Here is an 11,054-nt window from a genome sequence, read left to right as displayed (position 1 = left end):
CATTGCGGACCACCAACCGATGACCGCTCTCGTCACGCTGATCAGCGAACGCGGCGACGTACGCGGCGACCTCGGCCTGCAGGGCAGCGGCCAGCATCTGCCGGGCGCCGTCGCGGACGATCTCGTCCAACAACGACCGGCCGGCCTCGCTGGCGTTGGCCTCCTCGGCATCGTGAACTACGGTGAGCATGGGCGTACCTTCCCAACCAGCGCGCCAACGCCGGTCTTGATCGAATACCTGATTCCGTGATGATCATCCTCGGGAAGGTGCGCCCACTTTCAGGCCACGTCGCCGAGCCTCATCCACAGGTATTGATCATTGCTCCCGCTGACCAGGGTGGTGGAGTACAGTCAGCTGTCCCGGCACGAAGGGAGGTGGACGGCTCCGGCCGGTCGTCGTTCCAGGGCGCTTGCTCGAGAGACATAGGGATGACCGGTCGCCCGTATCGACATGGATGATCATTCGACGTTAGTGGACGATTCCGAAGCAGCAGGCTTGGCCGCGCTGGCGCGGCTTGACTTCTCTTCGCTGGATCCGAGGGAAATTCTGATGACGGCGGGGCGCGTCGCCGAGACCTTGTGCCCATGCCGGGTCGAGGCAAGCTATCGCGCTGTCGACGACTTGATGACGCTGTGCCCGCCTACACAGTCCGAGCGCCCGGAACTGACAGAGGCACTCCTGCAGTCGAGCTGGAAAGGGCGAATCGAGCTCCCACATCGCGACTGGCTCCAGGCGTTTCCATTGACTCACCGGGATGTTGTCCACGGATGCCTCGTGCTGGGGGCTACCGCCGCACCGCCCACGACAAATCACGTGTTGCTGTTGAACGTACTCGCGCAACGGGCAGGTGCTGCCTTGGCATGCGCTGAACTGCACTCGCGTGACTTACGCCGGGTTCGCGAACTCGCGAAGGCCAACGAGGAGCTGGAAGGCGCGGTGCGCCGGTTTAAGGCCCGCACGCTCACACATGAGTTGCTGGAGGCGGCCCTCGCGGCGGGTACAGGCGCAGACGGAGTCGTCGAATCGCTTCATCGATTGACGGGTTACTCGGTCAGCGTCGAAGACAAATTCGGCAACCTCCTCGCGTGGTCTGGACCTGGGCGACCACTGCGCTACCTGAAACCCCGGCCCAGTCAGCGGGACCAGCTTCTGCGCTTGTTGTCCGTACAGCCCGGGCCTGTGCGCACGGGGAACCGCGTATGCGTCCTGATACAGTCGCGCGCCGAAATTCTCGGTGTCGTGGCGCTCGTCGACGCTGGCGACGCAGTCGACGAGGACCAGCTGTTCGCCCTCCGATATGGCAGCAGACTGCTGGGACTGGAGCTTTCGCATCAGCGGAGCCTCGCTGAAATGCAGGTGAATCTGCGGCGGGAACTGGTTGACGACCTGCTCGCAGGTACCGACGCGAACGGGGTCTACGCGCGCGCTGAGGCGATGGGCTTCGACCTACGCCGTCCGCACTACGTCGTGGTCATCCACTCCGGGCACGGCGCCGGCAAGACCGATATCCGCGCCGTGAGCCATGCCGCGGCCAACCTGCATCTCGACTTCTTGGTTGGTCAACAGGAGGGTTTCATTGTCGTTCTCGTCGACCGCCATCCTGATGGCACCGCCCTACACAAAGAGGTCAGCCGACAACTCGGCCACCTGGCGAGTGCAATCGGTATCGGATCACTCTGCGAGGCGCCCAGAGATATTCCACAGTCGTACCTCAGGGCTCGCCGCGCGGCGAGCATCCGGTTGAACTCGGCCAATCCCCACGGTGCGTCGGACTACGACGACCTCGGCTTCTATCACCTGGTGGATGCGGCACATTCTGCCCGCGTCGCTGACGAGTACGTGCGCGAATGGTTGGGGGCGCTGATCGACTACGACGCCGAAAAGGGCTCCGACCTGGTACACACCTTGATCCAGTACCTCGAATGCGGCGGAAATTACGATGAATCCGCGGCCGCTCTGCACGTTCACCGCAGCACGTTGCGGTACCGGCTCGGCCGGATCGCGGATCTCACGGGCTTCGACCTGCGCGATGTCGACTCCCGCTTCAACTTGCAGGCTGCGACGCGCGTGTGGCGCTTCCTCACTCCGCAACGCCGTGAGGATCAACCGGCGGACTGATTGGATCCGACCCCAGCGCACGAAGCCACAGAGCGGAAATCGTCTCGACGGCGCGAGGCGTTCGACCGCACTGCTGCGAGATCCTTGCACCACAACGGCGAGCGACAGAGAGGGAACCAACATGACTTTGTCGATGCAGCGATCGGCTGGCCAAGCACAGAGATGGCGTCCGATCCGCGAGCTCGAGAATCTCTACACCGAGATGGACCGGCTGGCGCAGTCGATGTTCGGTGGACGGGAGGGCGAGGGCGCCTGGTCGCCAGCCGCCGACATCATCGAGACCGACAGCGCTTACATCGTCGAGATCGAGCTCCCAGGGGTGCGCCGCGAAGACCTCGATGTCTCGATGAACGGCAACGAGCTCGTGGTTACCGGCGAGGTGAAGGAACGCAAGCGTGAGGGCCTGTTCCGTCGGCGCACCCGGCGGATCGGTGAGTTCGAGTTCCGAGTCACGCTGCCCGGCGATCTGCGAATCGGCGAGATCGAAGCGTCGTTGGCATATGGGCTGCTCAGGGTCTACGTGCCGAAGGAACAAAGCACGACGACGAACAAGATCACTGTGAATGAGTCGGACGACCGAACACACTGAATGCTTGTAGAGGTTGCTCGTGGAGGCGGGGACGACAGTTCCGCAATCCGACATGCGTCGGTAGACGACTGTCCTAGCCAAGCCCAGATCGACACACCGGTGGGGCAGGCCGGCGATAGCATCGTCGTCAGGTGAGCGGCAGCCGCCGATCGCGCAATGCACGCTGGGAGCAACAGATTCTGCCAGGCGCCCGTCAATCAGGCAGCTGAGGTTCGGACAACTGACGTCGACGAGGCGACCGACGTGGTGGGTCGTTTCTATGTGGCCGCCGAGCTGGCTCCGACCGGTACCACCGCGGTGAAAATGCAGATGAAAGCGCTGCAGCTTCCCATGGTGACCGTCGGCCAGGTTGGGTTCGGCGTAGATATCGAGATCCGCGCTGATGAGGTCACCGCCTACTACATCGATGTACCGCTATCAGGCTCGGCGGTGAATCGCTGGCGTGACGGCGAGTCTGTCCACACGACGACCGGGGCCGCCGCCCTGTTCTCACCGGGTGCGCCGTGCCTGCTGGACTGGTCCGCCGACTGTCACCAAATCTGCGTCAAGATTTCCGAATCACAGATGCGATGGCAGCTCGAAGCAATGCTCAACAAGCCAGTGCGCAAACGGATTACGTTCGATCGGCGGCTCAATCTGAATACCGCCGCCGAATGCGATTGGTACTACTTGTTGCGGCTCTTGGCGCGGCAAGCCTGGCAGCCGGGGGGCCTTCTGAACCATCAGCTCGCCGTGGGAAACCTGCAACTTCTGCTGATTCAGGGGCTATTGCAGATACAGCCTCACAACGACACTGAAGCGCTGAGTGGACGTGAGGGGCCAGCCAGTGCAGCGGTGGCGAAGCGGGCGATCGACCTGATGCATGCTCATCCACAGAAGCCCTGGAGTACGGCCGAACTGGCACGAGCGACGGGGGTCAGCGCGCGACCACTTCAGCGATCGTTCGAGAGGTCCGGCCACCCCTCGCCGATGGTGTATCTGCGGCGGCTTCGACTGCACCATGTGCGTGCAGAACTGATCGCTCACTCTCCGCCCTCGGTCACGGTGACGATGGTCGCAGGCCGATGGGGATTCCTGCATCTGGGCCGGTTCGCCATTCAGTATCGTCAGCTCTTCGGGGAAAGCCCCTCGCAGACGCTTCGGTCCAGCGCCCAGCCGCCCCGCCCCGTCCCGTCTTCTTGATTTGTACGCCCCCATCGCGAGAAGCGTTGTGCGACTCGATCTCCGCGTGTGGCTACGCGGCGACGCGCATCCGCAGCGGGGATGTTCACCTGGCGGGCCGGCATTGGGCGGTGTCTTCGGCTCCTTGGACCGAGGCGTTGCGGCGGTGAATCGATCACGATGGCAACGGCCCACACCCGAAAGGAACCGAGATGAGATACGAGGAATTCATCGCACGAGTGGCAGCGAACGCTGAACTCTCAGAGGGGCAAGCGGCGACATTGACCAGCGCCACTCTGGCGACACTGGCGCAGCGGATCAGCGGCGGTGAGGCGCAAGATCTTGCAGCGCAATTGCCCGCCCCCCTTAAATCAGCTTTGACCAGCACCCGGGAGAACGCCGAGGCATTCGGCTTCGAGGAATTCGTGAGACGGACCGCCGACGCGGCTGATACCTATATGGACACTGCCGAACTGGCTGTCGACGCGGTGTTCGCCACCCTGCGCGAGGCGATCACACCCGGAGAATTCGACGATGTGCTCAGCCAGCTGCCCGCGGATTTCCATCGGCTGGGTACGCAACAGTCAATGTAAGTGACGACGTCCGCGGCCTGCTGAACGGTTTGACGAATTCAACGACGTCGAAAAGCGAGTTGGCGGCTGCGCCGACGTGCGCATGTCCGTCCCCGAAGGCTTGTGTAGCTGACCTAGTTTGGCTCTCGCGGGTCGATGTAAGGATCCGGTCCGGCTGGCAGAGTGTGCTCGAAGCGGACGCCAATGGACGGGGGGAATGGACGCCCGGGGGAGGCCGCGAGCGCGGAGACTCGAAGGGCCGCGCTGCGACAGTGAGGAAGTATGACCCGGTTTGATATGCGGGCTCACGAGGAGTGCCACCGGTGAGCCGGTTGTTGGTTGCACGAACGGGATAGGTCGGGGGCGAAGAGTGCGGCCGACTCACAGGAGTTCGCGATCGTCACACGAGGGTCCGCGCGGACATGTCGACCGGGCCTTCCCGCGCAGCGACCTGGCTGGCGATGGAATTGATCGGCGTGTATGCGGAGCACGGCCTACTCGCTACGGGTTACTTGGGTCTGTTCCTGGCGGCCTGACGGAGGAGGCAATCAGGCGCCGGTCCCGTTGCGGTGCTTCGAAATTGCTAGACCACGCAATGTCGGTCGGGAGTGCGAAAAAGGAGGCACGATGATGACATCCGTCGGACATCCGATCGTGCAGTCGACACGGCCGCGACCGACGCGGCGTTGGTGCCACGTCCACGAGAACTATGTCTGAAACCACCATCGACCAGCAGGCGTCGGCTACACCGGTCGAAACCCCCGACCTATACGGCGCATACCCGCGACTGGACCACGATCAGATCGCCGCCCTCGCGACAGGCGGCGGTCGGCGTGCCGTCGACGCCGGCGAGACGCTGATCCGAGAGGGCGACCGCTCCGATTACCTCTTCGTCATCCTGCGTGGCATGGTCGCGGTCATCACTACCGACGAGGCGGGCGGTCGGCACGTGATGCGAGTGCACGGCCCCGGGCGGTTCCTCGGAGAAATGGGCGATCTCGAGGGCCAGCCCGCCTTCTACTCCGCCGAAGTGGTGGAAACCGGTGACGTCGTGGTGGTTCCGGTCGAGCGAGTGCGGGCCCTGGTCGCCCACGATCCGGTCCTGCGTGACCTCATTCTGCGCGCGTACCTGTTGCGTCGCTCGCTGCTGATCCAAGAAGGAACCGGACTGCGGATCATCGGTTCCTGTTTCGATCCCCATACCTCGCGGCTTCGGGAATTCGCAACGCGAAACCGTCTCCCGCACAGATGGATCGACTTGGAACGTGACAGGCAGGCCGAGCGCCTGCTGGGGCGGCTCGGCGTTTCCTGCCAGCAGACCCCGTTAGTGATCTGGGCCGGTGAAGTACTGCGCAACCCGACCAACACCGAGCTGGCCCGCCGGGTCGGGATACCGGTGCCCGATACAGTTCCCACCGAAGTCGACGTCGTTGTGGTGGGGGGTGGTCCGGCCGGTCTTGCCGCGGCCGTTTACGGCGCTTCGGATGGTTTGATCACCTCAGCAATGGAACGGATCGCCACCGGTGGGCAGGCCGGGAGCTCACCGGGGATCGAAAACTACCTCGGATTCCCGGCGGGTATCTCGGGGGCGGACCTGACAGAGCGGGCTGGTCTGCAGGCCGGAAAATTTGGCGCACGGATCGTGGTATCGGCCGAAGCCGTCCGCCTGGAATCCGACGGCGGACATCATCTGGTCCACCTCGCCGATCAAGGATCGGTGGCCGCTCGTGCCGTCGTGGTCGCCACCGGAGCGCGGTACCGCAGGCTCACCGTTCCGGGAATCGAAGCATTTGAGGGCAACAGCGTTTACTACGCCGCCACTGTTCACGAGGCATTAACCTGCGGCACTGGGCCCGTCGTCATTGTCGGTGGTGGTAATTCCGCGGGTCAGGCGGCGGTCTTTCTCGCCGCCCGGGCTGTTCGGGTGTACGTATTGATCCGCAGCGACGACCCGAACAACGACATGTCGCGATATCTCGTGGATCAGATCCAGCAGCACCCCCGGGTGACCCTGCGGACGTGTACCGAGATTCGGGAGGTGCATGGTCACGGTGACGGTGTGCTCACTTCGGTGGTGGCCGAGGACAACAGGTCCGGCGAGCGAATCTGCATTCAGACCCGCGCCCTATTCGTCTTCATCGGTGCTGTCCCCAACACTTCCTGGCTTGCCGGCACGCTCGAGCTCGACGACCACGGCTACGTGTCGACTGGGCCGGCAGCACCTTACTCGGAGGCGGACCGCGGTCAGAGACGAATGCACCGTCAACCGATGATGCTGGAGACCAGCCGACCCGGGGTATTCGCAGCGGGTGACGTACGCAGCGGCTCGGTCAAGCGCGTGGCCTCCGCCGTCGGCGAAGGGGCCATGGCAATCCGGCAGATCCACGAGTACTTCGGGGCCTGACCGTGTCCCGATGAGAGCTCCCCGGGCGATGGGATGAGCGGCGCGCGGTCACGGTGCTGCTCACCGTTTGAGCCGGCGCGACCTCGCGCCGCGCACAACGTGGTGTCTGCTGTGTGCGAGCCGGTCCAACCGGGACTGGGCCACGCTCAATTCGCCGATCACCGGGAGTTCTCCGTCGGGATCGCAGATGGCCAGCAGCCGTTGCACCGCCGGGCTGGCGACGATCGCCCAGTCCACGTCACTGCGCGTGCAGTGCACGCTGATGTAGAACAGCGCGGTGAAACCCTGGCTACCGAAGAAGTCGACCGCACGCAGATCGAGCACCAACTGCCGCGAAACGCGGGTGTGACGCTCGACGTAGCGGGCGAGCGCACGGCCGTTGACGGCGTCGATCTCGCCGATCACCGCGACCGCAACGCGGTGCGGGGCGCAAGGACGTACTGCGAATGTCGCGTTGCCGCAACGCTGCTGCTGGTCGGTGTCGCCCGCAACGGTGCGGTTGGTGGGTTCAGTACCGACGGCGACCATCCTCATCTCCAATGCGTCATTGCAGAGAAGCCTTCATGGGGTAAGGGACGTCTTGCACGTGCCCAGCTACCGCCGTCAGGCTGCGCCATGAGGCGCGTACGCGGCTGGACACTCAACCTGGAGTCAGCCTAGTACGAAATTCGTAGGCTGTGGCCCACTCGGCACGATCGCGAGTTTCGTTTCGTACGGCTGGTTTTGTGCGCCTCGCCTGCGCGATTGCTGACGCGGTCGTCAATCCGCGCGTTCGGCGCGACGGAATCCGTAGCCGGAGCCGTCAGCCGATCTGCTCACGCAGCGTGGCCAACGCGCGGGCGAGCAGCCGCGACACATGCATCTGCGACACCCCGATCTGCTCGGCGATCTGGCTCTGCGTGCGGTTCTCGAAGAAGCGCAACTGCAGGACGATACGGTCGCGCTCAGGCAATTTCGCCAGCAGGGGCTGTACCGTCTGAACGTCGATGACGCGCTGGATGTTGTCATCGGGCGCGCCGATGGTGTCCATCAACGTCAATCCGTCCCCGTCGCCGTTGAGCACGGTTTCCTGCTCGGTGGAACGGGTGGAATATGCATTCGCGGCGACCAGGCCCTCGACGATCTCCTCACGATCCATCCCGAGATACTCGGCGAGCTCACTTGGGGTTGGTGCGCGGTTCAGCGTATGGGTGAGCTCCGATTTGGCGCCATTGAGACGGACGTTGAGCTCTTTGAGGCGGCGGGGCACTTTCAGGGACCAGCCGTGGTCGCGGAAGTGGCGGCGGACCTCGCCCATCATCGTGGGGACGGCGAAGGCCAGGAAATCGTTGGCGGCGTCGACGTCGAACCGGTTGACGGCGTTGAGCAGGCCGACACGGGCCACCTGGACGAGATCCTCGTGCGCTTCGCCGCGACCGCGGAAGCGGCGCGCGATGTGATCGGCCAGGGGCAGGCAGCGTTCGATGATCGCTGCGCGCTGGCGCTGGAAGGCCGCCGATTGCGCGTCAAGAGCCGCGAGTTCGCGGAACATGTCGACCACGTCGTCGTAGGCGCCGCTGTTATGGCGGCGGGTAGGGAAATGTTGCCGGGGTTCGATCCTCGCGGTCTGGGTGGTCGCGGTGTCAATGGTGTCAATGGTCTTGGGGTGTTCAATTGTCTGCACGGGTCACGCTTTCGGGTCGTGAACGTGACGGTGAGATGCTCGGTGCCGGCCGACTCGACGTCGGGCCGGTGGGTGATCTGCCTCGGCGAGCGAGGGTTTTGATTGGAGGAGCATCAGGTCACGTCGTGGACCGCTCACTAGCGATTGGCATTCGGACCAACGGATCACGCCGGGTGCTCGACATGCGCTTGCTGCGGTAGGTAGGTCGCCGTCTATCGAAACGCCTGGTTGATCAAGCGGTTTCTGTTTTCGATGACGGTGACGCTCGTTCATCACCTGTTACCGACAATACGGGTCCGATCGGCAAGCGCAACCCCATGGCGGGGGTTATCAGGCTTCTGTGCTGCCGTGCACCCCTGATGGGTCCGGCCAACGCAGGTCACGGCCCGCGCGAGCGCGGACCGTGACCCTGCGGTTAGAACCAGACTTTGCGTCCGCCGACGGGCCGCCCCACAGCGCCCAGGATCCACAGGATAACGCCGACGACGACGAGGATTGCGCCGATGGTGTACAGGATCGAGAGGCTGGTGAAGTAACCGATCAGCAGAAGGATGATTCCGAGGATGATCATGTGTGCTCCGATCCGAGGCATGCGGGGTCAAGAACTGCGGGCAGTGAGTTACCGAAATGTCATACTTTGAAACTTCCGCCGGTGAGGCCGTCCTGATCCAGGTGCCAGGCGCCCGCTTATCTCGGGATCACCGGCGGTAGGAGTCCGGCCGCGGGTCCGACCGTCGACGGCGCCGGCAGCATTGCGGTCCCCACCGCGCCGCGCGTTTGGCGGGGGATGACGGCGGGCATCAACCGCCCATGACGCACCAGGTGGGAAGCCTTCAGCGCCAACAGCAGTCACCGCTTCCGATGAACGTCAAGAAGCGCAGCCCGCTCGCTGTGGCGGGGGCGTTCGCCGCCGGTGTGGCAACCGGCGTACTGACCCGGTCGGGACGCGCCAAGCTAAAGCCCGAGCCGCCCTTTCACGGGCCGGCTGCGGATCCGGCCGAGGGCCGTGCGGCCGGTTTCGACCATGCCGGGACCGAAGAGGCAGACGCGGCCCTCGCCGTGGAGGGCAACCCGCCCGCCGATGATCCGAAGAAACCCGACTCGCCGAGCGACCTGACCCGCCCCTCGCTGATGTTCGTCCTCCGGCAGACCGCCAGCCAGTTCAGCCGAGACCAATGCACCGACCTGGCCGCCGCGCTGACCTACTACGCGGTGTTGTCGCTCTTTCCGGCGCTGGTGGTGGTGATGTCACTGCTGGGAGTACTGGGTCAGGGAGAACGCACCGCGGACTCGATCCTGCAGATCATCGACGACGTCAGCCCCGGAGCAGCCGTCGACGTGTTGCGCGAGCCGATCGAGAACCTGGTCAACTCCCCGTCGGCGGGCATCGCGCTGGTGGCGGGCGTGCTCGGCGCGCTGTGGTCAGCGTCCGGGTTCGTCGGGGCGTTCGGTCGTGCGATGAACAGGATCTACGAGGTCGAAGAGGGCCGGCCGGCGTGGAAGCTGCGGGCCCAGCAGCTGCTGCTCACGCTGGTGGGTCTCGTCGTCGCGGCGGCGGTGGTCCTGCTGCTGGCGGTGAGCGGACCGGTCGCCGAGGCCGTCGGCGGTTACCTCGGCATCGGTCAAACCGGGTTGGCGATCTGGAATGTCGCGCGATGGCCGGCGTTACTGGCACTCGTGATCGTCGGAGTGGCGATGCTGTACTACCTCAGCCCGAACGTGCGCCAGCCCAGGTTCCGCTGGATCAGCGTCGGCGCCGCCATCGCGATCCTCACCTGGGTGGTGGCCTCACTCGGCTTCGGGTTCTACGTCGCCAGTTTCGGCAACTACAACAAGACTTTCGGCACCCTGGCCGGTGTCATCGTCTTCCTGCTGTGGGTGTGGCTGACCAACTTGGCACTACTGTTCGGCGCCGAGATCGACGCCGAACTGGAGCGTGGGCGTCAGCTTCAGGCCGGGATCAAGGCCGAGGACACACTCAAGCTCCCGTTGCGCGACACCACGGTGATCGACAAGAACCGGGTGAAGGAGCGCCAGAATCGGCTGCGTGGACGAAAGCTGCGCCGCTCCCGAGGCCGACAGGGCTGAGCCGTTTGTCCGATGAAAATGCCGGGTACGGAGCGGGGCATGAGCGTGGTGCGTCGTGGTCGTTCCTTCATCCGTCGCGGAGCGAAGGTGCAGCGCAGGGTGGCGCTGGTCCAACTCCTGTTCTGGCCGGTGCTGGTCGGTAGCGGCCTGGCCGCCGGCGCGACCGCCCTGGCATTGCGGCGGCACCGCACCGCGACCACACCCACAGCCGCATAGATCGCGCCTCCCGGTGCAACGGCACCGCGTCGACCTCGACGTGTCGGCAACCTGTGTGACACGGCGGTCCGCGATGGGTTGTCCTAACATCCGACGCCCTGCCACCTGCTGCTTTAGCCTCGATCCACTGATGAATTGGGGTAGGTGTGCCTCGCTGGGCTGTTGAGGGCTGGTCCTGGTCGCGGGCAGGGGGTATCTGCTGGTCTGTCCAGCTGTTCCTGTGCGCTCCGGTCGGGCCTTTC

Annotated in this window: 10 protein-coding genes and 1 pseudogene; 7 read left to right on the top strand and 4 right to left on the bottom strand. The window is 64.5% G+C overall.

Annotated features, from left to right (window positions below; all coding sequences use genetic code 11):
* A pseudogene (locus tag ACTWP6_RS28970) lies at positions 1 to 190 on the bottom strand (IS256-like element IS6120 family transposase); the annotation flags it as partial.
* 261 nt (positions 191 to 451) lie between these two features.
* On the opposite strand from ACTWP6_RS28970, the gene ACTWP6_RS28965 reads away from it, so the two are divergent.
* From ACTWP6_RS28965 to ACTWP6_RS28945, 5 genes are all read left to right on the top strand, one after another.
* Positions 452 to 2,119 (top strand): PucR family transcriptional regulator, encoded by a 1,668-nt coding sequence (locus ACTWP6_RS28965; RefSeq protein ID WP_443189491.1) that lies wholly within the window; start codon positions 452 to 454, stop codon positions 2,117 to 2,119.
* 202 nt (positions 2,120 to 2,321) lie between these two features.
* The gene (locus ACTWP6_RS28960; RefSeq protein WP_443189490.1) at positions 2,322 to 2,708 is read left to right on the top strand and encodes an Hsp20/alpha crystallin family protein; all 387 of its coding nucleotides are present in this window, start codon (positions 2,322 to 2,324) and stop codon (positions 2,706 to 2,708) included.
* A gap of 156 nt (positions 2,709 to 2,864) precedes the next feature.
* Positions 2,865 to 3,890, top strand: a complete 1,026-nt coding sequence (locus ACTWP6_RS28955) for an AraC family transcriptional regulator (protein ID WP_443189489.1) — start codon at positions 2,865 to 2,867, stop codon at positions 3,888 to 3,890.
* A gap of 191 nt (positions 3,891 to 4,081) precedes the next feature.
* Positions 4,082 to 4,462: a DUF2267 domain-containing protein gene (locus ACTWP6_RS28950; protein ID WP_443189488.1), complete on the top strand. Its 381-nt coding sequence runs from the start codon at positions 4,082 to 4,084 to the stop codon at positions 4,460 to 4,462.
* A 688-nt stretch (positions 4,463 to 5,150) separates the two neighbouring features.
* A complete protein-coding gene (locus tag ACTWP6_RS28945) occupies positions 5,151 to 6,845 on the top strand; it encodes an FAD-dependent oxidoreductase (RefSeq protein ID WP_443189487.1) in 1,695 nt (564 codons plus the stop codon).
* A gap of 60 nt (positions 6,846 to 6,905) precedes the next feature.
* Here the strand turns inward: ACTWP6_RS28945 and ACTWP6_RS28940 are convergent, their stop codons facing one another.
* The 3 genes from ACTWP6_RS28940 to ACTWP6_RS28930 form a co-directional block, all read right to left on the bottom strand.
* The gene (locus ACTWP6_RS28940; RefSeq protein WP_443189486.1) at positions 6,906 to 7,373 is read right to left on the bottom strand and encodes an STAS domain-containing protein; all 468 of its coding nucleotides are present in this window, start codon (positions 7,371 to 7,373) and stop codon (positions 6,906 to 6,908) included.
* Positions 7,374 to 7,647: 274 nt separating this feature from the next.
* A complete protein-coding gene (locus ACTWP6_RS28935; protein ID WP_443189492.1) occupies positions 7,648 to 8,442 on the bottom strand; it encodes a SigB/SigF/SigG family RNA polymerase sigma factor in 795 nt (264 codons plus the stop codon).
* Between the two features lie 481 nt (positions 8,443 to 8,923).
* Complete coding sequence (locus tag ACTWP6_RS28930) at positions 8,924 to 9,079, bottom strand: hypothetical protein (RefSeq protein ID WP_260751898.1); 156 nt, start codon at positions 9,077 to 9,079, stop codon at positions 8,924 to 8,926.
* Between the two features lie 239 nt (positions 9,080 to 9,318).
* Between ACTWP6_RS28930 and ACTWP6_RS28925 the strand changes: the two genes are divergently transcribed.
* Positions 9,319 to 10,596 (top strand): YihY/virulence factor BrkB family protein, encoded by a 1,278-nt coding sequence (locus ACTWP6_RS28925; RefSeq protein ID WP_396884483.1) that lies wholly within the window; start codon positions 9,319 to 9,321, stop codon positions 10,594 to 10,596.
* A gap of 39 nt (positions 10,597 to 10,635) precedes the next feature.
* Positions 10,636 to 10,812, top strand: a complete 177-nt coding sequence (locus ACTWP6_RS28920) for a hypothetical protein (RefSeq protein WP_443189485.1) — start codon at positions 10,636 to 10,638, stop codon at positions 10,810 to 10,812.
* Positions 10,813 to 11,054 lie beyond the last annotated feature (242 nt).

It is taken from the genome of Mycobacterium sp. 4D054, assembly GCF_052245755.1.
Lineage (GTDB): Bacteria > Actinomycetota > Actinomycetes > Mycobacteriales > Mycobacteriaceae > Mycobacterium.
This window is presented reverse-complemented; position numbering and strand designations above follow the sequence as displayed.

Excerpts from the sequence above, each read along its gene's own strand:
- ACTWP6_RS28920 (WP_443189485.1), top strand. The coding sequence starts at position 10,636 with ATGAGCGTGGTGCGTCGTGGTCGTTCCTTCATCCGTCGCGGAGCGAAG.
- ACTWP6_RS28945 (WP_443189487.1), top strand. The coding sequence starts at position 5,151 with ATGTCTGAAACCACCATCGACCAGCAGGCGTCGGCTACACCGGTCGAA.
- ACTWP6_RS28965 (WP_443189491.1), top strand. The coding sequence starts at position 452 with ATGGATGATCATTCGACGTTAGTGGACGATTCCGAAGCAGCAGGCTTG.
- ACTWP6_RS28950 (WP_443189488.1), top strand. The coding sequence starts at position 4,082 with ATGAGATACGAGGAATTCATCGCACGAGTGGCAGCGAACGCTGAACTC.
- ACTWP6_RS28960 (WP_443189490.1), top strand. The coding sequence starts at position 2,322 with ATGGACCGGCTGGCGCAGTCGATGTTCGGTGGACGGGAGGGCGAGGGC.
- ACTWP6_RS28925 (WP_396884483.1), top strand. The coding sequence starts at position 9,319 with ATGACGCACCAGGTGGGAAGCCTTCAGCGCCAACAGCAGTCACCGCTT.
- ACTWP6_RS28930 (WP_260751898.1), bottom strand. The coding sequence starts at position 9,079 with ATGATCATCCTCGGAATCATCCTTCTGCTGATCGGTTACTTCACCAGC.
- ACTWP6_RS28940 (WP_443189486.1), bottom strand. The coding sequence starts at position 7,373 with ATGGTCGCCGTCGGTACTGAACCCACCAACCGCACCGTTGCGGGCGAC.
- ACTWP6_RS28955 (WP_443189489.1), top strand. The coding sequence starts at position 2,865 with ATGCACGCTGGGAGCAACAGATTCTGCCAGGCGCCCGTCAATCAGGCA.